This window comes from Pseudoalteromonas prydzensis, from assembly GCF_011050055.1.
Classification (GTDB): Bacteria; Pseudomonadota; Gammaproteobacteria; order Enterobacterales; family Alteromonadaceae; genus Pseudoalteromonas; species Pseudoalteromonas prydzensis_A.
Genome location: NZ_DRGM01000173.1, coordinates 17950 through 41061 on the forward strand (window position 1 = coordinate 17950; position 23112 = coordinate 41061).

A 23112-nucleotide genomic window follows, 5' to 3' on the forward strand; every position below is an offset into this window, starting at 1 on the left:
TTATGATAGCAGCAGTTATTCGATGGTCCGTTACTAACCGCTTTTTTGTATTATTGCTCACAGCAATACTCATTGGCAGTGGTTTATTTGCGGTAAAAAATACCCCAGTTGATGCTTTACCTGATTTATCCGATGTACAGGTGATTGTAAAAACCTCATACCCAGGGCAAGCGCCACAAGTGGTGCAAGATCAGGTGACCTTCCCGCTTACCACCGCGATGCTCTCAGTACCGGGGGCACAAACAGTGCGGGGTTTTTCATTTTTTGGTGACTCCTACGTGTATGTCATCTTTGATGAAAACACTGATCTTTACTGGGCGCGCAGCCGAGTACAAGAATATTTAAGCCAAGTAGCGAGTCGCTTGCCCGACACCGCAACTGCAGAGCTGGGCCCAGATGCCACTGGTGTGGGTTGGATTTATTTATATGCGTTGGTGGATAAAACCAATCAACATGACATTAGCCAATTACGTAGCTTGCAAGATTGGTTTTTAAAGTTTGAATTGCAAACTGTACCAGGGGTGTCAGAAGTGGCCTCAGTGGGCGGGATGGTGAAGCAATATCAAGTCAATGTAGAGCCAGATAAACTGCGTGCCTATGGCATTCCGCTGAGTTTAATTCAAACCGCGATTAAACAAGGCAACCAAGAAATGGGGGCCTCGGTGGTCGAAATGGCCGAAGCTGAATACATGGTCACCAGTACCGGTTATATAAAAAGTGTCGCCGATTTAGAGGCAATTCCACTGGGGGTGAACGCCAACGGCACAGCACTGCAATTACGCGATGTAGCCGATATTCGCCTTGGTCCACAAATGCGCCGTGGCATTGCCGAACTCAATGGGGAAGGCGAAGTGGCTGGTGGTGTGGTGGTGATGCGCTTTGGCGAAAACGCACAAAAAACCATTGAGTTGGTGAAGGAAAAACTCGAATCACTGAAAAAAGGCCTGCCTGATGGCGTTGAAATTGTGCCTGTGTATGACCGCTCTAATTTGATCAAAAACGCAGTGGATAATCTCACCAGCAAACTGCTCGAAGAGTTAGCGGTGGTGGCGCTGATCTGCGTGGTATTTTTGTTCCATGTGCGCTCATCACTGGTGGCTATTATCACTTTGCCGCTGGGGATTTTAACGGCGTTTATTATCATGTATTGGCAAGGTATTAACGCCAATATTATGTCGCTCGGCGGCATTGCCATTGCCATTGGCGCGATGACCGATGGCGCGATTGTAATGATCGAAAATATGCATAAACACATGGAAAAAACCCCACTCACGGATGAAAACCGTTGGCAAATTGTCATCGATGCTGCCAGTGAAGTAGGCCCTGCATTATTCTTTAGCTTAATGATTATTACCGTGAGCTTTATGCCGGTGTTTATTTTAGAAGCCCAAGAAGGGCGGATGTTTGCCCCGCTGGCGTACACTAAAACCTATGCCATGGCCGCATCTGCGGGCTTAGCAATCACCTTAGTACCGGTATTGATGGGGTATTTTATCCGCGGTAAAGTGATTTCAGAACAGAAAAACCCAGTGAACCGCTTATTGGTCAACGCATATAAGCCATTACTGAATCTGGTTTTACGCTTCCCGAAAATGACCTTAGTACTGGCAGTGGTGGTCGCTGTTATTGGCTTTTATCCGGTCAATAAAATTGGTAGTGAGTTTATCCCCCCGCTGGATGAAGGCGATTTAATGTATATGCCAACCACTTACCCTGGGTTGTCGATTGGTAAAGCGCGGGAGATTTTGCAGCAAACCGATAAACTCATCGCCACAGTACCCGAGGTGTTAACCGTGTTTGGGAAAGTGGGCCGCGCAGAAACCGCCACCGATCCTGCGCCACTGACCATGATCGAAACCTTTATTCAGCTCAAGCCTAAAGATCAGTGGCGCGAAGGCATGACCTTAGACAAGTTGAAAAAAGAACTCGACGGCTTAGTAAAGTTTCCAGGGCTTACCAATGCATGGGTGATGCCGATTAAAACTCGTATTGATATGCTGGCAACGGGGATCAAAACGCCGGTGGGCATTAAAGTCGCGGGGCCAAATTTGAGTGAAATTCAAAAAATTGGCCAGCAGATTGAAGTGTTACTTAAAGATGTACCCGGCACTGCCTCTGTTTACTCTGAGCGAGTCGCTGGTGGGCGTTATATCAAGGTGGATATCAACCGTGAAAAAGCTGCTCGTTATAGTTTAAACATTGCCGATGTGCAGCAAGTGGTTGCCACTGCCATTGGCGGCATGAACGTCACGCAAACGGTCGAAGGGCAAGAGCGTTATCCGGTGAACTTACGCTACCCGCAAGATTACCGCGATTCACCCGAAGAACTGATGCTATTGCCAATTGTAACCCCAGCAGGGCAACGTATTGCCCTTGCCGATGTGGCGGATGTCTTTATTGAAGATGGCCCGCCGGGGATCAAAAGCGAAAATGCCCGTTTAAACGGCTGGAGCTTTATTGATATTGATGGCATTGATATTGGTAGTTATGTCGACAATGCGCGCAAAGTGCTTGACAAAAAACTAGTACTCCCTGCTGGTTACTCAATAACCTGGGCGGGGCAATATGAATACATGGAGCGCGCCAAAGAAAAGCTCGCCTATGTATTACCGCTCACTTTAGCGATTATTATTGTGCTGCTGTATTTAAACTTTAGAAGCTTTGTGGAAGTGGCGATTATTATGGCTACTCTACCATTGGCGATGATCGGCGGTATCTGGCTCATGTACTTAGAAGGTTTTAACTTCTCAGTCGCTGTGGGCGTTGGCTTTATTGCCCTTGCCGGCGTTGCGGTAGAGATTGGCGTGATCATGCTGGTGTACTTAAATCAAGCCTATCAAGAAAAGTGTTCGCAAGCACAACAAGCAGGTACAACGCTTAGCTTTATAGCGCTTAAACAAGCCATTATTGAAGGCGCAGGCCTGCGAGTACGCCCAGTGATGATGACAGTCGCCACCATTATCATCGGTTTACTACCCGTACTTTATGGCACAGGAACAGGCAGTGAAGTAATGAGCCGCATCGCCGCCCCCATGGTCGGCGGTATGTTCAGCGCCATTGTATTAACCTTGCTCGTACTACCCGCGGTGTATTTGTTATGGCGCAAGCGGGATCTGTAAAGTAGATAATAAAAAGGAGTGGGCTAACTACCGACTCCTTTATTCTAATACCTTAATTTATTATTTTTATGCTGGGAAAGTGTTAAATATAAAACGATGTTCGAAAAAGTGGACTATGAACTAGTACTTAATGCTGTATTGTAAATTGGAATATTTACAAATCGTATTTCTTTCTTTATAATTCCGTCCCTTTGTTAGGCTCATCCTTCAATAGGCATGATTTCCAATATAGTTCACGGATCGAATAAAGATGAGTTTTTTAAAAAAAATAATAATTTTATCTCTTCTAATGCTTTTAGGGTGTCAAACACTTACCACTACACCTGTTGAAATAATGCTCTCGCCAGAGGTTACTTATACTGGAAAGGGTGCAGGGGCAGGAATTGCACTCATGTCAGCTATGGGGCCTTCTGGTATTGCTATTGGAGCCGCAATTGATGTCGGTATCGGGAAAAAAATTCAAGCAACTATTAATTATCAAAACCTTGAAAGTCGGTTTACATCATTAATCATTCAGCATAATACCCTGCAATTACAAAACAAAAAAATCCAATTATTGAAAATTAATAAACTCAAGTTTCAATCAGTTTCTGGAGAGAAAGACCCAACGGCAGTCATAATTGATGGCAGCATTACTTTTATTAACGGTGAAATTTACGTATTTGAAAATACAAAAACTGAAAATAACACCTCTCGCCCTTTAGAAAAACTTAAAACAAAAAATCATGTAACTGACGAGCTAATCATCTCTACTCTCAATGATTACTTATCAAAAATATAAACTAAAAGGATACTTATGAAAATTTTAATTTGTATCACTTTAATATTCGCTACATTTACTGTATCTGCAGGGAAAACGTCATCAAGTAAAATAAAACAACTTTATGTGAATGGAAGTTGGGTTATGGCTGAAGTTGATATAACAATGCTTAATGGTAATAACTTCCCTGAACAATGTGCAAGTTCTAGTTGGGTTGCTATAACACCATCTGAACCAGGGTACGAAATTATTACCAGTACGTTAATGCTTGCGTATGCTGCTAATAAAAGTGTTTCTTTTTATGTTACGGGTTGTTCAGGGCAAAATAAAAGTAGTAAAAGAATTACCAGTATATGGGTAAATGATTAAAATATTAATTACAGCGGAAATTATCGAATGAAATTTAAAATTATCTTGCCACTTCTAATCTCAATTTTGAGTACACCAGTTTGGGCAAATCATTATTGTGCAGGCACCATAAAAAATGTGCAGCTAAACCGTGGTGGAGAAGTGTATGCAACAATTAACAATTTAGCATCTAATGCTTTTCTTTGTGATCTCTCTCCTGCTGATGATGGAAATGATGCTGAATTTTGTAAAGCGTTATATAGCAGCTTGCTTTTAGCACAAACTACACAGCAAAACGTAACCTTTTGGTTTGATATCGACACAGATAAAAGTTGTAGTAAAGGTGATTGGGTCAATCTTTATAAAAACCATGGCCTCTATCATTTTAAGCTAGGTGATTAATTAATAATAAGGTAGATGAATAAATGATAAAAAATATAATCGCGATTTTGATGACATTCACTTTTTTTAGTACTCAGGCTGTAGCAACAGTAGGGCAAACGGTCGACCAAATATTTTATTGTGGTGATGATTTTGCAATTCATACTGATGCAGGAAATTGGTATGTAGTCCTAAAGTCAGTGGGTGAAAAAAAGCAGGATCATTTCTTATCTATGGCGATGTTTTCAATGGCAACAGGTAGTAAAACAGCGCGATTTTTTCCGGGTGAGCCATTAAGTAATTGGTGTGGTAACAAAAACTTTTTACCAATTTCGTCCTTCAGCATTAAAGCAGAAAGTTTTAAATAAATTATCATTAAGGGATATTTATAATGAGTTTTTTAAGTAAATTATTAGTAGTAGCTGGGCTTTTTTTGCTACCAAATACAGTTAAAGCCGCATGGCTTAATTCAACTGGCGAAATTGAAACGTTAATTTTATATAGCCAAAACCAAATTTTAGTGAAATTAAAAGATAACAATGGAGCCCCTGTAGCTGCCTGTAGTAATAAAGAACACTTTATAATACCCGCTTCATACTCGGAAGAATCGCGCAATAGAATGTATAGTACTTTATTAGCTGCAAAAATGGCGGGTGTACCAGCATCAATCTCATACAGTGAGGTAGATAATTGTGATGCTTGGGGTGCAACTCCAAATGTTTACAGAAAAATAACGCGAATAACGTTTTAAGGATTAACTATGAAACACCCAAAATTCATCCGTGAGGGACTATGAAAATAATATTAATGCTAATGTTACTTTTTACAGGAACATTAAAAGCAGAAACTACATGGATACCGATTAGTAATGGCGGTAATTTTATCATCATTCCACTTATTCCAAATTATAAATATAGCCAACCTAATAACGTGACTCTAGTGAAACTTTCAAATGGTGTCACCATAACTTGGAATGATATTCAGCATGCAAGTAAATATCGTGTTGAAGGATTAGATAGTAACGGTAATTGGGTTTTGCTAAGGGAAGTTGATTCTAATTCAGTCACATTTTCGCCTCTACCAGTTGGTATTTCGAGCATTAGGATTATGGCGTGTAGCTATACCTCTTGTAATAACAGTGGGCTTTGGAGTAATAGCGTGGCTTTGAAAAAACAAATAATATTTATACACACGGATTTGCTTGGTAGTCCAGTTGTAGAAACTAAGGATGAGGAATAAAGTTGTAATGAAGATTTTTAAATATGTAATATTATTTACTTTAACATTGATTATTTCTAGTCCTGCTTACACTTTAACTGCTGAGGATTATAAAGGTGCTAGTGAAAACTATTCGAAGGTAGACCCTTATAAATCAAACGGGGAAAATATTAACCCTCTAAATGGACAATTAAGCTACGAATCAGTTGACATGATAATCCCTGGCAGTAATGGGATGGATATTTTAATATCAAGAAGTTTTAGCCAAAATGAGCGTGTTTGGGGTTATAACGGTCAAATTGGTAGTATGAGTAATTGGCGTCTAGAAGTACCTAGAATAATAATACCTACAGTTCCATATGGTATTACTAGGGGATGGGACCTGCCACCAGATAAAGCTGAGTACGATAAACTAATTGATAAAACAGCTACTACGCGTACAGGAATATGTAATGATCCTTATCCTGGCGATGGTAGAGCTTCTACACGAAATAGTGGAGGTATTAAGATTGCTAAAAAATACTGGTCAGGCATGACACTAAAAATACCAGGACAAGCGGCCCAACAGTTATTTAAGAACACAGACATGAGGCGTTACCCATCAAAAAAATGGGTCACTACTAATGACTGGGTTGCATCTTGCACCAATGATGGTAATGGGTTTATCGTTGAATCTCCAACAGGGATCAGCTATACAATAGATATAGTACAAGCTTTATATAGCTATGTTGGGTTAAAAGATAAGTTTAATCACACAGGCAACACCACTTTATTCGCGTCAGAAGTCAGAAACATCCATGGAACAGTAATTAATTATGATTATGAGACGTTTGGCAAATTTTTTATGCCTAAAAATGATATTGGTCAAAATGCGTCTCATATAAGAGTACCTTACATAGAACAAAGATTAACCAAAATAAGACGTAATGATGATACTAATATACTAATTGACTACTATACAACCCTAGAAAAAATCCCTGGAACTTGCATGCCGGACGGGACGTGCCATGATATTGTCGTTACTCCTGCATCTTTTAATGAGCGTATTAAATCCGTAGAAGTTCAGGGGGGAGATCGAGTCATGTATGGCTATTATGCAAATCCCGGAGACAATCGCTATTATTTGAATAAAGTACTTAAAGGAAATAAAACGTGGAAGTATAAATATGGCGAAGGTACACCAAAAGATAAAAAATCATATAGGGATGAAGGTACTGAATGGCCAGTGTATAATGGTCCTAGATTATTAACAGAGGTCACTCTCCCTGGTGGTGGTTCTATTGAATACACTTATAAAGTATTCAAAAAAATGAGGAATGATCCATATAATGAGAATATGAAATTACAAAAAAAAGTGATCAATGACGGTACAACTAACATTGATACTTGGATTTTTAATTATGAAGATGACCGTTATACTTCTAACGATGGTAGCTATAATTCTAAAGACGTTATAAAGACCACCATAGTAAGAGGATTAGACAAGACTGTTCAATTATTTTCAGATGATAAATCATTCGATCACGGTAGGTTATTACAAGAGACAACCAAGAGCTTCGACACCTCAAAAACATTTTCAGTGACTAAAGAAGTTGAATATACCTACGGACTAGTTGCTAATATTGGTGATTTTACATTTTTGGATTTCCCCGAAGAGGTGTCTGACTCGTTAACTTCAAAAGTTAAGCTAACTAAGCAGGTAATAACTCAGGATGGCAATGATTATATTACAAAATATATAAGTCATGATTTATACGGAAAACCAACCAAAGTACAAGAAACTTTCAATGAGAGATCTAAATTTACCAAGCTCAGTTATCATAATGAAACAGAGAATAGTTGGCTTCTTGGTTTACCGACTACGATACAAGTATCCGATACTGACTCTAATTATCTAACTGTTTCTGAAACGATTTATCATAACGACTCTACTTCTGAAGGGGCTTATGCTGGGTTGGGATTGCCCTACGAACAAAGAGAGTTTGGTCGTTGGGTAAAACGTTTTACTGAATACGACTCTAAAGGTAACCTCGCAAGAGAAGAATACAATATAGCCAAAACTACTGGTGAAGGTAACCAATTCACGTCATATTCAAGGTATAAGCGCGGTATTGCACGAACAGTCAGCGTACCTGCTAGAAATGCTGCTGGCGAAATCAGTAAGTCACTGACAGTGGATAATAATGGCAGGGTGACTAAAGAGATAGACTTTAATGGAGTGACAACTAAGTTTTCATATGCTTATGGTGGTTCTCTGCAAGGTATTAATTACGCTGAAGATAGTATAACTGGAAATGATTGGTACGATACATTATATACATGGGATTTCACTACAGCGACTAGTCCAAAACGTATAATTGAATACTGCAATTTAAATAAAAACTCCAACCGATGTGATAATACCTCAGTCCATAGCATAACCGAAACCTATGATGGATTAATGAGGTTAAAAACACTTGAAGAAACCGATGGTGATAAAACTCGATCTAAAAATTATAAGTATGATAAAAATGGCAAACAGATTTTTGAATCATATTGGTCAAGTTCTAATGGCATAAGTACTACTTATGACGGTTTAAGTAGAGTTTTAAAAGTGGCGAAAAGTGGCTTAGGTGAAGCTAATTATGCTTATTTACAAGGTAATAAAATACAGCTTACTGACGCCGAAAATAATACTACTACCACTACATATCAAGCATTTGGTTCACCAAGTTATGAACGTGCAATTGAAATTAAATCTCCCGAGAGTGTAACTACAACAATTGAGATTGATGTATTTGGCTTAACTCACTCGATTGCGCAAGAAGGGTTAACTAAAGCTGGGGCATTTAAAACAATCACAGAAAATCGCTATTATGATGAACACAAGCAACTATGTTTAACAACCCGTCCAGATGTGCGTAATACACTTTATAAGCATAATGCTTTAGGTAAGCTAGTTTGGAGTAAAGCAGGAGTCACAAACACCAAATGTAGCGCAACTCAACCAGTTTTGAGCACCTCTTTTAGCTACGATAATTTAGGCGAACTTCAAACAATTGACTATCCAGATAATTCAGGCGATGTGACTTATGAGCGAGACAATAATGGTAATGTTAAAACGTTAACTGCGGGTAATGTAATTCATCGCTACGAGTATAATAACCAAAACCTGTTGGAAGAAGAGCAGCTATACATTGGCACTCAATTACCATTAACGTTGAAGTATACCTATAATGACCTACAGCAGAACAGTCATTTAAGTTACCCTGATGGCACGGTTGTAAACTTCAAGCCTAATAGTTTCGGTGAACCAACAGAAGCCCAAACTTATAAGGGCACAACCGTTGCATTAAGCTTTGCCAAAAGTGCTACATATTATGCAAATGGTTTGTTGAACTCATTTACATATGGTAACGGCGTAAAACATGAAACAACAATACATAGCGATAGCTTACTACCTAAGCAGCTAAAAGATACAGGCCCAAGTGGCAGTAATCTACCTAGTACTGTTATGTCATTGACTTATGATTACGATAATAATGCAAACGTAACTTCAATTAATGATGGGCAAAACAGCGCATATAGTTTAACGGATTTACAGTATGATGGCCTAGACCGTTTAACCAGTACCACAGGAGGCTCAGGAATTGGTTCAAGTAGCTTACGTTATGACGGTTTTGGCAATATCACCTACTACCAGAGTAAAGGTAAAACACTTGATTACACGTATGACTACGCTAAAAACCGTTTATCTAAAGTAACAGGCGTAAGTGGTCGTTATGGCTCTATTCGGTATGATGACCGCGGAAATATAGAATATAATGGTGCATACAGTTTAGATTTTAATGCGGCCAACCAACTTACCACTGCAAAAGGCAATAGTTATCTCTACGATGGCCATAACCGCCGAGTAAAACAAACTGATGGCAATGGCACCAGTTATTCAATGTATAGCCAAGATGGCATGCTGCTATATAGAGAAAAAGGAAACATCATAACAGGCAACGGTACAAACTATATTTACTTAGGTAAAAAACTGATTGCCAAGTACGGTAACGTTACACCGCAAAGTGTAGATGAAAGTCGTCAACACAGCCGCCCATTTGGTGAAACAATAGAAGCACCTAAAGATGATGTAGGGTACACAGGGCATAAATTCGACACCGATTTAGGGTTGAGTTATATGCAGGCACGATACTATGATCCAGTCATAGGTCGTTTCTACTCGAATGATCCGGTTGATTTCTCGGGACACCAAGCAAGCGGAAATGCAGTGCATGGTTTTAATCGTTATGCATATGCTAATAATAATCCACATAAATTTATTGACCCCAGTGGTGAAGAGCCAATTGGCATAAATGTAGGCGGTGGTTTCACTTTCTTTGGTAAAGGTAGTGCCAGTTCAATGATATTGTTTGACTCTGATACTTTAGAGTTGGCTTATGTCGCAAATAATGAGCTAGGAGGCGGTGCAGGTAAAGGAGTTGGCCTATTCTGGAACGCAGTTTGGACAAGTGATGATGTGACTATCGATGATTTTGGTGGGTATGGTTTAGCATTGAGTGGTTCAGGTTCAATTGTAAATGGCTCTATAGGTTTACCAGCATCACACCATGGTGTCGATGCCGCGCGAGATATATTTAATGGAAAGCGAGAGCCTACCGAAGGCATTATAAGAGAGTTCGGTTTATCCTTAGGGGTAGGCGCAGAAGCAGGAATAACAGGCACCTATGGAGAAGTTTATAAAACAGATGTATTAGCCGATATAGTTACCGGAGTTAGAGCTTGGTTTGAGTAGGGGGTTTAATGATAGTTTTTTTAATAATAAGTTTGATCATAGCAGATTATTTATTTTTCGGTGTTTTGGCTCTTCTTGTAACCAGAAACCGAATAAATACTAATTTTGAAAAGTTGATCAGATGTGCTGGTTGTTTTACTTATAACAACCAAGGAAAAATTAATTATTTCTCAGGTTCATTTTCTAAAGTGGGCTTTAAGAATAAAGAAATTATTATTGGTATTACGAAGCTGTCATACCATAAAAAACTTTCTGGTATTAAAGCAATTGAAGTCAAAAATTATTTGGTATGGAAATGCTTAGTAATTAATTTAGACAGTGGTGAAAGTACTAAGATATTTTGTGATGCAAAACAAATTAAAGAGCTTGGAAGCTATTTAGATAATTTAATAGTTTAGTTACGATTTTGAGTTCAAAGCCTCGCTCTGTGTTTACCTGAAGGTTGCACTCGCGGGGCTTTGTTTTATGGCTCTGGTGGCTTGGGTTTGTTTTCAAGGCAAGAGAAATAATAGAAAAATAATAGGGTTAGGTCTTTCTTCTTGCCTTTTTGTTGGTTGCGGCTAATTTTTAGATATTAATTTATACAAATTGATAGGTGAAAAGATGGCTAGGCCTCTCAGATTAGAGTTTGCGGGTGCGTTATATCACATAACTTCGCGGGGCAATGAAAGAAAACCTATTTATTTAGATGAATCAGATTTTGAGGGGTTTTTAAAAATCCTAGGAGATGTATGTGAACGTTATAACTGGGTGATCCATTCTTTTTGCTTAATGACCAATCATTACCATTTATTAGTCGAAACACCTGATGCCAATTTAAGCAAAGGGATGCGGCAATTAAATGGTGTATATACGCAATGGTTTAATAGAAAACAGCGACGTGTGGGGCATTTATTCCAAGGACGATATAAGGCAATTTTGGTTGATAAGGATGCATATTTATTAGAGCTAAACAGGTATATTGTTTTAAACCCAATTAGAGCGAAAATGGCCGATAGCCTATCGGAGTGGCCTTGGAGTAGCTGGAATTATGTAATGGGTCAAGAGCCGATTCCCCAATGGCTTGCGGTAGATAAAATGTTACTGCAATTTGCAAAGTATAAAACAATAGCCAGACGTAAATTTGCGCAGTTTGTAGAGCAAGGAAAAGGGGTGGATCCTTGGGGAAATATTTCAAATCAGGTGTTTTTAGGTAGTGCTGAGTTTGTAAAGGAGCATTTAGAATTACTTAAAGAGCAGGAAGGCGATTTATCGGAAGTACCTCAAAAGCAAAGGCGCAGAGCAGCGTTATCATTAACAGAATATGCTCAACAGTGTAGTAATCGTAATGATGCCATAAGAGCTGCTTATGCATCCAGTGGGTACACGTTGAAAGAGGTTGGCGATTATTTTCAGCTGCATTATTCTCGAGTAAGCAAGATAGTGGCAAAAAGAAAGACCTGACCATTGCGGTTTGGAGTATGAAAAAATAGCTCTTCAGCTGTGGTAATAGATCACAGAACTATTGCTAAACCTGTTTTGTAGTTTGTGAAACCATCTATCAGCGCACTGTGAATTTCTGCAAATTACTTTATTTAAATTGTGAAGAACAGCTTAAATAGTAAATACAGTTTAATAATTAATTTATGGTATTGATTTATTAGGAACATTTAATGCTTTAAAGTTGAAATTTCTCTTTGTGTATGTAAATATTCGCTTAATAAATTATATTAATATGGAATTTACCATGGAACGGTATTTGTTACCTTTTCTGTTTCTTTTTTCAAGTTTCGTCTTTGCAGGCTCTGATACATCGACTACTAAGATAAAACAATTATATGTGAACGCCTATTGGGTAATGGCAGAAGTAGAAGTTGATATTATTGGTGGTCGGAATAATTTACCTTCTGAATGTAGAAACTCTCCGTTTGTAGCTATTACCCCCACTGATGCTGGCTATGACATTATTACGACTACATTAATGATGGCTTATGCTGCAAACAAAACAGTTAGATTTTGGGTCGAAGGCTGTTCGGGTCAAAATCGACAACAGATTAAAATCATTAGTGTAAGAGTTTATGGCTAAGTTATGTTAAAAAAAACAATCCTTTTTAGTTTCTTAATTGCTGCTTTTTCTTCGAGTGCAAAAAACCTCAATTGTTCTGCGACAGTTTTAGATGTTCAAGTAGACAAAACAGGGCGTGTTTATGCTTATCTCAAAGGTATAGCTAGGGATGCATATTTATGTGATTTGACCCCTGAAAATGGAGAAAATGAAGTAGAGTTTTGTAAGACTGTTTACAGTACTTTATTGGTTGCGATGACCACTAAAAATAATGTCATGCTTTGGTTTAACAAAAATACTAACGAAGAGTGTGCTAAAAGTAGCTGGGCTAATTTATACAGTGATCATGGATTTTATCATCTTAGATTGCAGAGTTATTAATTAAATTTGCTATATTCTCCTATCCTCTTGGTGAACCATTAGATAAGTAATGCAGGACAGGCACAAATTTTTTGCAGTAGGTTAATTGACTCTGCAGATTAATTTTTACACTTGATGGTAGTTTATTATACATAAACAGCAGTTTTTTTGATGAAGCATGCTGTTATTTAAGTTTTAAATGGAATTTTTGAAATGAAGTTATTTAAGTTTTAAATGGAATTTTTGAAATGAAGTTATTTATAAAAGCTTTAGTTTTTTTATTGTTATTTAATAGTCATAGTAGCTTTTCAGGGGACTGGTTATCGAAGCAAAAAATATCAACGGTTTCATTTGAAACTGGTGGCTTTTATCTTTACTCCAAAGAACCATGGAATAATGCTAATAATTGCTCACATACAGATGCTATTGTTCTCCAGTCTAATGATGCCAACTATGATAAAGCTTATTCACTATTATTAATGGCTTTTGCGGCTGGTAAATCAGTACAGGGTTATTCTGACGGCTGTGTTACTCATGATGGTCGTACATATAACTCAATTCGTGGTTCTAAGTACTTACTTGTAACAGATTGACTTTAAATCACTCTCCAGGCTCTTAAATTGATCAAAGTAAAATTATATTTCTATCTATGGCGTAAGTAGGTGTGGGTACATACTTTATCTCTTTTTAAATAACAAATGCTTAGGTGCTGGTTATGCAAGAAATTTATTCAAAAATATTATTTGCTATTGTATTTATTGCATCGGTTAATGTCAGCGCCGCTGTAGAATTTCAAGGGCAAGTAACAGGTATTTTTGCTGAAGGTGGCATAGTAAGAGCTACTATCTGCAGCTCTGCAAGTAATTGTAAGAGCTTTTGGCTAAAACCTGAAAATGATTATTCTAATACTATTTTTGCAATGTTATTAAGCGCTAAAATTTCAAAAAATGATGTATGGATTCAAGGCTATGATAATCCTGTATCGGAATGGCCGTATAATGGTGCTTATAAATTCGCATCCCTACATTTAAGATAATAGATTAAATCAGCAGGGTAGGCTCCTTTTATCTACAGTCTGAGTGTGAAAAGACTGCTTTGAACTGTTAAATCCATTGAAATTAGAGTTTATGGATGCTTTATATCACGTAGCTTTATGCAATGAATGGAAGTTCATTATAGTGAGTAATCAGGTTTTATTTTTATAGAAATAGATGAAAAAAGTTTTATTATTATGTGTATTTTTACCGTTAAAGTCTTTTGCAATCGAGTGTCACTACGATTCAGTAGAGGCGATACAAGTACATAAAACAACTGTTTTAGCGTATTTTAAAAAAGATGGCGTTAGTATTTGGAAGTATATTGGCCCGCACAGCAATGCTGCAACTAGTTCATATCAATCTTTATTACAGCAAGCCATAGCAACCAAAATCTATGATTTTAATATATCTAGCAGATGATTACGATTTTTTAAAAACTCATTACAATAATGAACCAGAAATGCTTAGGCTTTATAAATAAAGTTAATAGTAGAATAATTAAAAATTTTTAAGGATAAAGATATTATGAAGTTAAAAATATTATTGGCAGCGCTTATTTTATCAAGTAATACCGCGTTTGCTGCACATACCTGTGGAGGAAAAATAACAACAGTTGATATTGGAAGTAATGGAGCATTGCACATTACCGTGGATACAATCGGAGTAGGTAACTTAGTATGTAGTATAAGTAGAAAAGTAGGTACGATAGAGGTTGATACATGCAAAGCTCTTCATAGTATGGTTTTGGCTGCTTCTATGGCAAACAAAAATGTTACTTTGTGGTTTAACAAAGATGATAATAAAGATTGTAGAAAAGGTGAATGGATTGACTTGCAGGACCACGGCTTTTATTTTTTACGTATCTCGAGTTGATTAATTTGTTTAATAGCATGCTCGCTTTGTGACGAAGTAGTTTTAAATAGAGTGATATGTTTGTTGTACTGCTACAAACTCATCAGCCAAAGGAGCTTTACCTTAGACTGATGAGTACTTACCAACTAATTAGATTTTGTTTAGCGTTGCAAAGCTAAAGGTAGGAAAGTCAGAAAAACAACCAGATTCCCAAAAAGTTACACTTTTTCCTGTGGAATGAGCCGTTAGCAATATTGATAAAATAGCCTTCCCGCTTGGATCTGTTGTGCCATCCCAACGAAAGGAATTGTCATTAGATGGGCAGTTACTTTTTATTGGTTCTTCTACGTAAACGAAACAAGCGTTAGTTTGTTTATGGCAGCCCATTTTATGAATCTTTGTTGTTAAGGTGTTAGCCTTTGCCGAAAGAGTAAAAAATAATAAGATTAATAAAGAGAAGATCTTTATTTTATGCATTATATTTCCTATTTGTGGTTATGTTTAGTTATTTTATTTGATATTAACGTCGAATTAAATATCAATACCTACTGAGAGAAGTTGCGTATATTTTCATATATTAAAGTATTTATCTGTTTTAGGGAAACTGAAAAATAGTTGAAAAACCATGCAGCTCAGATAATACGTATGTGCTTAACTTTTTCGTTTTTTTGAGTTCAATTAATACCCAGTCTGATTTTGTTCGATTATTGCTCTCTTTTACTACCACTCTATAAAAATTACCCTGTTACTTGTAACTTATACGAGTTCAAGTGATAGGGTTTTAATACGTATTTGTTTTAATTTAACTTTTTAGTGGCATGTTTTTAGCAACAGACTTGTTACTAGGCTTAATTAAGTAAGGAACGCACATGCAAGTTAAAACAATACAAGAAGTGTACGACTGGACTGTACTATTTCATACTCAAATGGCGGCAAACTTTTTTAGTCTCAGGGACGAGTTGGCAGAGCATAACCGAATGCTGGCAGATTATTTTGTTAGGTACGAAAAAAAGTTGGCTGAGGATTTAGTTGGTTTTAAAGCCATCACCGAGATCAATACCTTAGATACTTATTGTTACGAGTACTTTGCTGAGAACTCTGAACTGATTAATTTTACTGATTTAAATCGCGATACGCGTGTTGATGAGCAAGCCATGCAAGGTTATATATCAGATCAGCACCAAAAAGTGATCAATCTTTATCAATATTTATTTAGCCGAGCAGAAACGCCGGCCGGTAAAGAGAAGCTAGCGCAATTATTGGAGCTTGAGCATCAAGGGTTAAAGCAAATGATGCAAAGCGCTAATCGTCATATGGATATGTAGTAGAGAGTAACTCGCGTTACAGTGAATCTAATTTGGATAGCCAAGGCTATCCAAATTTAGCTATCGCTATAATCATACAAAGTCGATTAAAAAGCCTACTTTCTTCAAATACTTTTGCTCTTGCTGTAAATCGGCATGCAGTAGGGTTTGTTCACTAAGCGAACCTAGCGGAAATTGCAACAGCATACTATTGCCTTTAACGGATACTGCTAGCTCTTGATGTTGATCGTTAAGGCGTTTTTGGTTTAATAATATTGCTAGCCTGAGTAATACTATTAATTGCAGTATTTGAAAGTGCGGTACAGATAGCAGTGTTGGAAATTCTTCTAAACGAATTCGTTTACGGTAAAAGCGTATCATACAGCTTAACAATGTTTGCTGCTGCTGAGTAAACCCTGGCAGCTGGCTGTTTTCAACAACATACGCACTGTGTTTGTGTAAGCCGGATGAGTTAATACCTAAACCGACTTCGTGTAATTGCGCTGCCCACACTAGTAATTGATGATTATCTAATGAGTCGAGTTGCCATTCTTTTTGTACTTGTAGGAATAGCCAATCGGCGGTATTAGCAACGCGTTGGGCATGAACTTTATCGATTGTGTTTCTTTCGCTTAAATTTGCTATGGTATTAGTGCGTATATCTTTAAGTGCCAACTTTTGCTGCATTTCATGCAGCAAACCTTCACGCAGTGAAAAGTCACTGTAATCCATTTCGGTAATATCAAACAATTGAAAAATCGCGATTAAAATAGCCAGCCCACCACAAATGCTCACTTGACGCTCGGGGCTTAAGCCTTCAATCAGTAAATTATCAATGGTTTTTGCTGCTAAAAACTGGGTTTTAAGTTCGAGTAATCGCTCCAGTGTGATATTTTTTTGGTCAGGGTCATTGGCGCTGAGCATGGCTAATATTGATTTTATCGTTCCTGAGGTACCCACCACAGACTGCCAGCCAGTACTGATATAATTGGCAAAAATGACTTCAAGTTCTTGCTCTGCTTTTATCTGTGCCTTGTTAAAGCGTTTTTCGTTGATAATACCATCGGCAAAAAATTGCTTGGTATAGCTTACGCAGCCCATATTGCGGCTGGAGAGTAATTTATGCTTAAAATGCTTGCCAATAATTAACTCGGTACTGCCGCCGCCAATATCGATCACTAAGCGGTTTTCATCGTGATGAATGTAATGCGCAACACCTTGGTAAATTAAGCGCGCTTCTTCTTGGCCTGAAATTACATCAATATGAAAGGGAAATACTTTGCTGGCTTGTGCTAAAAAGGTATTGATGTTTTTAGCGCGGCGCAAGGTGTAGGTTGCGGCTATTTTTACGTTACAGGCAGGGAAATCCTGTAATGTGATGGCAAATTGTTTAAGAATACTTAAAGCTCGGTCGATGGCTGCTTGGCTGAGCTGGTACTTGTCGTCTAAACCATCCGCTAAGTAAACGCGTTGTTTTTCTTTATGCAGGATTTGCAAAGAGCCATCCACTTCTCTTGCTACGACTAAATGAAAGCTGTTTGACCCTAAGTCAACCGCAGCAATTGAGTGATAATTATTCATTATTGTAATTGTTTTCCCATTTTTTTAAGTGATCGTAAATCGCTATTTGCGAGCGTATTTTTTTACGATTCCCGCGTCTAACATAATGATTTTTCTGCTCGCTATCAATTATTCTCGCTTTGGTGCGGTCTTTAAATTGCAGTTCAAGTAGGTCAATAATGAGTTGTTTGAGCTTTTCATCATAAATAGGCACGCCGACTTCCACCCGATGATCAAGATTACGGGTCATCCAATCCGCAGATGAAATATAGACTTTTTCGTCCCCCTTATTGCCAAAAATCATCACTCGTGGGTGCTCTAAAAAACGGTCGACAATACTAATTACCCGAATGTTGTCGCTAAAATTATTGAGCCCTGGCACTAAGGAACACATACCACGGACAATAATGCGAATTTTAACCCCGCTGCGAGCGGCCAAGTACAAACAATCAACCAGCTCTTTATCTACTAAGTTATTTATCTTTAGCGTGATTTTACCGCTTTGACCATTTTCAACATGCGCTATTTCTTGGTGAATTAAGCCAAGCAACAGCTGTCGAGCATTGACTGGGGATATCATCAAGTGCTCGAACACAAAGGGTTTATAACTACTTTCGATAAACTTAAATACGCTATCGCTTTCGTCACAAATACCTTGATGCTTAGTGAACAAGCTAAAATCAGTGTAAATTTTGGCGGTTTTTTCGTGAAAATTACCGGTACCAATATGAGCGTATTTAACGATTTGGCCTTTCTCTTTGCGATGCACAATACATAACTTACTGTGCACTTTAAGTGCGGGAATACCAAAAATAACTTTAATGCCCGCAGCGCTCAGTACTTTAGCCCAGCCAATATTATTTTGCTCGTCAAAGCGGGCTTTCAGCTCTACCATTACCGTGACTTTTTTGCCATTTTTAGCTGCATTTATAAGTGAGGAAATCAGCCGTGACTTACTCGCAACACGGTAAATGTTTACTTTAATTTGTGTCACTCTAGGGTCAAATGCCGCTTGGCGAACATATTCCAGTAGATGATTAAATGTATGGTATGGATAATAAAGTAGAATATCTTGCTGCGTGATCGCTGCAAATATACTAGCGTGATTATTAAAGGCGGTGCTTTGTAAGGCTGGTAATGGTTTGTTTTCTAAATATTGACGGCCAATATTGGGAAAGCCAATAAAGTCTCTAAAATTACGATAGCGGCCGCCGGGGATCAATGCGTCGTGATGAGTTACACCTAAGCGCTTTTTCATTACTTTGAGCATCGATTCAGGCATGGTTTGGTCGTAAACTAAACGCACAGGCTCTGCATAAACTCGTTGCTTGAGGCCCTTCGACATTTTGTCGAGGATGCCTTCTTCTAGCTCATCATCGAGATTGTATTCTGCATCACGGGTCAGCTTGATTGCGTAGCCTTGGATCTCGGTAAAACTAAAGAAACTACTAAACACATCACTTAAAAAAAACAAAATAATGTCATCTAACATCACAATGGTTTTATGGCGGCGGGTTTTTTCGGGTGGTAAAATGACAAAGCGGGGGACTCGATCAGTAGGAACTTCTAACATCGCATAATGACTTTTGTCGTTAAACATCTCGACAAACAAGTACGTCATTGTATCGTTAATATGATCTGAATAATCTTTGTTTTCATCTAATAAAATGGGCGATATATGCTGCAATACATTATCGTGGAAGAAGTTTTTCAACCAGTTTATATGAAATTCGTTAAGCTGCTCGGGGCGGTTGACATGAATATTATGGGCAATCAGATCGGTTAGAATTTGCTCATGGATCAGGTTAAATTTTTTGCCTAACAACAGTACTTTTTGCTGGATTTGGGTAAGTAAAATTTCGTCTTCATCAAAGTTGGTATCAGGAAGTTTGTTTAATAAAATACGCCGTTTCACATCGGCAACCCGAACCCTGAAAAACTCATCCATGTTATTTGAAAAGATCCCCAAAAAACGAATGCGCTCAATAATTGGGTTATTCTTATCTTTCGCTTCTTGTAAAACACGATCGTTAAAAGACAGCCAACTTAACTCTGGAGCAAAATAATTAATCGTTTGCGGCGCATCTGCACAGGCGTTCATTTTCTATTCCTTGGATAGCAATTGAACAAAATATAAAGTACTTAGATGACACAAAAATGACAAGCGTGTCACTTTTATGACACGCTTATTGATGCTGGGGGTTGGATTTTAGGGTGCTTTAAGCGTCTTCAATATCAACAATTAAATCAGCGGTAATTGCTTCAAGTGCAGCGACTACTTCGTCTTTATTCATACCTGCAGGTAGCGCAACCGTAGCGACAGCACTAAAAATAGGCACTCCCCAGTTTGGCGCGCTTTGTTGCTTAGAGTTTAGGTGGGTAATATTTGCGCCTTTATGCCGTAATACACCTGCAAGCTCTTGAATAATGCCAGGACGATCATTGCCAGTGATCACAAAGTTAAGCTCTTCAGCTGGCGTGTCAGGAAGTTCATCGCTGCCAGTTTCAATGCGTACTTCAAGCTGCGGCAGGTTGTGTAATGAATCTTGTAATTCTTGTAGATGCTCCGCTGGTACTGCTACTTCGATAATGCCAGCAAAATGACCCGCTAAATGGCTTAAATTACTGGTGAGCCAGTTACCATGATGATTTAAAACTGCAGAGGAAATATCCTCTACAAGTCCAGGACGATCTTGCCCTAAAATGGTGATAACTAATTGTTTCATATGGTAAACCCTTTAATTTGCCGTAATTAAATAATAAATGCTCAGGCATGAAATTGTTGTTATATTAAAAATGAACCGAATTGAGTATTGACTCAGTCCCCAAATTTGTCCAATTTTTTTGCCATTAGTTCAACGTAAAAGCAGTAATATAGTGTGAGTTAACGAGATAAACTTTCTAAACTTATGTTATTCAATAACAAATTACTAAGTTGAAAGTTTTTCAACATGTCATAAAATTTTAACTTATTGAATATAAACACTGTTTGACTGGTTATAATGAATATAACAACAAAGCCTAAGCAATTATGACGTTTGTAACAATACTGTCATCTTGGTGAAATATAATCTACTCAACGTTAAGATTTATAGGTGTTTTGATGACTTCCAATCCGAATAAACCGTCTTTTAATACGGATAGAAGCCGTCTATTTAAAGATCGGTTTGCCAAATTTAGCATTACCGCTGGCGGTATTATGGTATTGATAGCTTTGCTATTGATATTCTTCTATTTATTGTATGTTGTGCAACCTATTTTCGAATCAGCGAAAGTAGAAACTCGCGATAGCTTTGTACTCAGCAATGCAGATCAAATTGTTGGCTTAGGTGTTGAAGAACAAACCGAAGTGGCTTTTTTACTGAGCAAACAAGGTAATGTTGATTTCTATAGCGTTGAGAAACAAGGCTTTGGTAAAAAACTTAAAAGCTTAGCTGTGCCACTCGATAGTGACGTGAGTAGTTTTGCCGTTAGTGCGCCTTTTCAAGGGCATTATGCATACGGACTTGAAAACGGCTCTGTGGTTTTGGTTGCGCCTAAATTTTTAGTCACCTTTCCTAATAACGAGCGTAAATTAACCCCGCGCTTGGGTTATCCATTGGGTGAAGATAAACCATTACAAGTTGATGCAGAAGGCGCAGCAATTAAACAATTTGCTTTTAGTCATTATGAAGATAAAACCGCTGTTGTGGCACAAACTGAAGATAAACGCGTCATTTTTAGCAGCTTTGTTGCTGAAGAAAACATGTTTAGCGGTGAAGTTGAATGGCAAGTTGAGCGCACTGAACTAGATGTTGAAGGACGTGTTGACCAACTGTTGATGTCGCCAGATACCACCCGTACTTTTGTTCGTTCTGCTAATCAAATCTATGTTTACGATACTCGCGATCCAAGCGAAGTTGAATTAATTCAAATGCTGGCGGCCAATGAAGAAAATGCCAACCTAGTGGCAGCACAATTATTAGCTGGTGCTAACTCATTGATGCTGGCAAATGATAATGGCGAAGTATCACAATGGTTTGAAGTAAACACAGATACAGGCCGTGAATATCAAAAGATACGCGCCTTTGAAACGTCAAAGCAACCTAAGTTAGATATATTTACTGAGTTTTACCGTCGTACTTTCTTCACCACAAGCAGCAACGGTGAATTGGGTGTTTATTACACCACCAGTGAAGCAAAATTATGGCAAGGTAAAATCAGTGACGGTCCGATTGAAAACTTTGCTATTGCACCTCGCTCAAATGCGGCGCTTATCTTAGCGGATAATAAGTTAACTGTGGTTGAAATCCATAATGAGCATCCAGAAGTAACGTGGTCAGCGTTATGGCAAGAAGTATGGTATGAAGGTTACCCTGAGCCTGGTTATATTTGGCAATCAACGTCTGCAGGGGATGATTTTGAGTCGAAATTTTCTTTAGTACCAATTTCGTTCGGTACTATCAAAGCGGCTTTATATGCGATGTTATTTGCCGTGCCAATTGCGCTTTCTGCGGCAATTTATACTGCTTACTTTATGTCTGGTTCATTACGTAAAGTTGTTAAACCAACGGTTGAAATTATGGAAGCATTACCAACCGTAATCTTAGGATTTTTAGCGGGCCTGTGGCTTGCACCACTGATTGAAGAGCACTTACCGGCAATTGTAGGCTTATTGTTTATGTTACCGCTGGGTATTTTATTGACCGCATTCGCGTGGACTAAATTACCTGAAAGCATTCGCCACCGTGTCCCTGATGGGGCTCATTCAATTTTACTAATTCCAGTACTGCTATTTATTGGTTGGTTAGCGTTTGCCATGAGTGGCGCAATAGAACTTTGGATGTTTGACGGTAATGTGCGCCAATACCTGACCAATGAATTAGGTATGACGTTCGATCAACGTAACTCACTGGTTGTTGGTATTGCGATGGGGTTTGCGGTTATCCCAACTATTTTCTCAATTGCAGAAGATGCCGTGTTTAGTGTTCCTAAACATTTATCAAACGGTTCATTAGCGCTGGGTGCAACGCAATGGCAAACACTGGTAAGTGTTGTGCTATTAACTGCCAGCCCGGGTATTTTCTCTGCCGTGATGATGGGACTCGGTCGCGCCGTAGGTGAAACCATGATCGTACTAATGGCAACCGGTAACACACCAATAATGGATTGGAGTATTTTCCAAGGTATGCGTACTTTAGCAGCTAATATCGCAGTAGAAATGCCAGAATCAGAAGTGGGTAGTTCGCACTATCGTATTCTGTTCTTAGCCGCATTTGTATTATTCATATTCACCTTTATTTTTAACACGATTGCTGAGTTTGTTCGTCAGCAGTTGCGTGATAAATACAGCTCGATGTAAGTGGGAGA

At 38.3% G+C, this 23112-nt stretch carries 22 protein-coding genes; 18 read left to right on the top strand and 4 right to left on the bottom strand.

Annotated elements, in window-relative coordinates:
* The first annotated feature begins 2 nt into the window (after positions 1-2).
* From ENH88_RS16935 to ENH88_RS17010, 16 genes are all read left to right on the top strand, one after another.
* A complete protein-coding gene (locus ENH88_RS16935) occupies positions 3-3119 on the top strand; it encodes an efflux RND transporter permease subunit (protein WP_304184008.1) in 3117 nt (1038 codons plus the stop codon).
* Positions 3120-3369: 250 nt separating this feature from the next.
* The gene (locus ENH88_RS16940) at positions 3370-3900 is read left to right on the top strand and encodes a hypothetical protein (protein ID WP_304184009.1); all 531 of its coding nucleotides are present in this window, start codon (positions 3370-3372) and stop codon (positions 3898-3900) included.
* Between the two features lie 15 nt (positions 3901-3915).
* Positions 3916-4248, top strand: a complete 333-nt coding sequence (locus tag ENH88_RS16945) for a hypothetical protein (protein ID WP_304184010.1) — start codon at positions 3916-3918, stop codon at positions 4246-4248.
* A 27-nt stretch (positions 4249-4275) separates the two neighbouring features.
* Positions 4276-4629: a hypothetical protein gene (locus ENH88_RS16950; RefSeq protein WP_304184012.1), complete on the top strand. Its 354-nt coding sequence runs from the start codon at positions 4276-4278 to the stop codon at positions 4627-4629.
* Positions 4630-4652: 23 nt separating this feature from the next.
* Positions 4653-4976 (top strand): hypothetical protein, encoded by a 324-nt coding sequence (locus ENH88_RS16955; RefSeq protein ID WP_304184013.1) that lies wholly within the window; start codon positions 4653-4655, stop codon positions 4974-4976.
* A gap of 23 nt (positions 4977-4999) precedes the next feature.
* On the top strand, positions 5000-5359 hold the full coding sequence (locus tag ENH88_RS16960; RefSeq protein ID WP_304184016.1) for a hypothetical protein: 360 nt from the start codon (positions 5000-5002) through the stop codon (positions 5357-5359).
* Between the two features lie 41 nt (positions 5360-5400).
* Positions 5401-5847 (top strand): hypothetical protein, encoded by a 447-nt coding sequence (locus ENH88_RS16965; RefSeq protein WP_304184017.1) that lies wholly within the window; start codon positions 5401-5403, stop codon positions 5845-5847.
* 7 nt (positions 5848-5854) lie between these two features.
* Complete coding sequence (locus ENH88_RS16970; RefSeq protein WP_304184020.1) at positions 5855-10606, top strand: RHS repeat domain-containing protein; 4752 nt, start codon at positions 5855-5857, stop codon at positions 10604-10606.
* Positions 10607-10614: 8 nt separating this feature from the next.
* Entirely contained in the window at positions 10615-11004 is a 390-nt protein-coding gene (locus ENH88_RS16975; RefSeq protein ID WP_304184022.1) for a hypothetical protein, read from the top strand.
* Positions 11005-11194: 190 nt separating this feature from the next.
* Positions 11195-12049, top strand: a complete 855-nt coding sequence (locus ENH88_RS16980) for a transposase (RefSeq protein WP_304184024.1) — start codon at positions 11195-11197, stop codon at positions 12047-12049.
* A gap of 283 nt (positions 12050-12332) precedes the next feature.
* A complete protein-coding gene (locus ENH88_RS16985; protein WP_304184026.1) occupies positions 12333-12671 on the top strand; it encodes a hypothetical protein in 339 nt (112 codons plus the stop codon).
* A 3-nt stretch (positions 12672-12674) separates the two neighbouring features.
* Positions 12675-13031, top strand: coding sequence for a hypothetical protein (locus ENH88_RS16990; RefSeq protein ID WP_304184027.1), 357 nt, complete (start codon positions 12675-12677; stop codon positions 13029-13031).
* Between the two features lie 227 nt (positions 13032-13258).
* A complete protein-coding gene (locus ENH88_RS16995; protein WP_304184028.1) occupies positions 13259-13603 on the top strand; it encodes a hypothetical protein in 345 nt (114 codons plus the stop codon).
* A gap of 122 nt (positions 13604-13725) precedes the next feature.
* Positions 13726-14046 carry a hypothetical protein gene (locus ENH88_RS17000; protein ID WP_304184030.1) on the top strand — a complete coding sequence of 107 codons (321 nt, stop codon included), beginning with the start codon at positions 13726-13728 and terminating at the stop codon, positions 14044-14046.
* A 175-nt stretch (positions 14047-14221) separates the two neighbouring features.
* Positions 14222-14467, top strand: a complete 246-nt coding sequence (locus ENH88_RS17005; RefSeq protein WP_304184032.1) for a hypothetical protein — start codon at positions 14222-14224, stop codon at positions 14465-14467.
* 105 nt (positions 14468-14572) lie between these two features.
* On the top strand, positions 14573-14920 hold the full coding sequence (locus tag ENH88_RS17010) for a hypothetical protein (protein WP_304184033.1): 348 nt from the start codon (positions 14573-14575) through the stop codon (positions 14918-14920).
* Between the two features lie 129 nt (positions 14921-15049).
* Here ENH88_RS17010 and ENH88_RS17015 read toward each other — a convergent pair whose 3' ends face one another.
* Positions 15050-15376, bottom strand: a complete 327-nt coding sequence (locus ENH88_RS17015) for a hypothetical protein (RefSeq protein WP_304184035.1) — start codon at positions 15374-15376, stop codon at positions 15050-15052.
* 392 nt (positions 15377-15768) lie between these two features.
* Here ENH88_RS17015 and ENH88_RS17020 point away from each other — a divergent pair, with 392 nt between their 5' ends.
* The gene (locus ENH88_RS17020) at positions 15769-16224 is read left to right on the top strand and encodes a hypothetical protein (RefSeq protein ID WP_304184036.1); all 456 of its coding nucleotides are present in this window, start codon (positions 15769-15771) and stop codon (positions 16222-16224) included.
* 72 nt (positions 16225-16296) lie between these two features.
* Here the strand turns inward: ENH88_RS17020 and ENH88_RS17025 are convergent, their stop codons facing one another.
* The 3 genes from ENH88_RS17025 to ENH88_RS17035 form a co-directional block, all read right to left on the bottom strand.
* Positions 16297-17784 (bottom strand): exopolyphosphatase, encoded by a 1488-nt coding sequence (locus ENH88_RS17025; protein ID WP_304184038.1) that lies wholly within the window; start codon positions 17782-17784, stop codon positions 16297-16299.
* Positions 17777-19864, bottom strand: a complete 2088-nt coding sequence (gene ppk1 / locus ENH88_RS17030; RefSeq protein WP_304184040.1) for a polyphosphate kinase 1 — start codon at positions 19862-19864, stop codon at positions 17777-17779. Before ppk1 ends, ENH88_RS17025 begins: the two co-directional genes overlap by 8 nt.
* A gap of 118 nt (positions 19865-19982) precedes the next feature.
* Positions 19983-20489: a glycine cleavage system protein R gene (locus ENH88_RS17035; RefSeq protein ID WP_304184041.1), complete on the bottom strand. Its 507-nt coding sequence runs from the start codon at positions 20487-20489 to the stop codon at positions 19983-19985.
* A gap of 377 nt (positions 20490-20866) precedes the next feature.
* On the opposite strand from ENH88_RS17035, the gene ENH88_RS17040 reads away from it, so the two are divergent.
* Positions 20867-23104: an ABC transporter permease subunit gene (locus ENH88_RS17040; RefSeq protein ID WP_304184043.1), complete on the top strand. Its 2238-nt coding sequence runs from the start codon at positions 20867-20869 to the stop codon at positions 23102-23104.
* Positions 23105-23112: the final 8 nt, after the last annotated feature.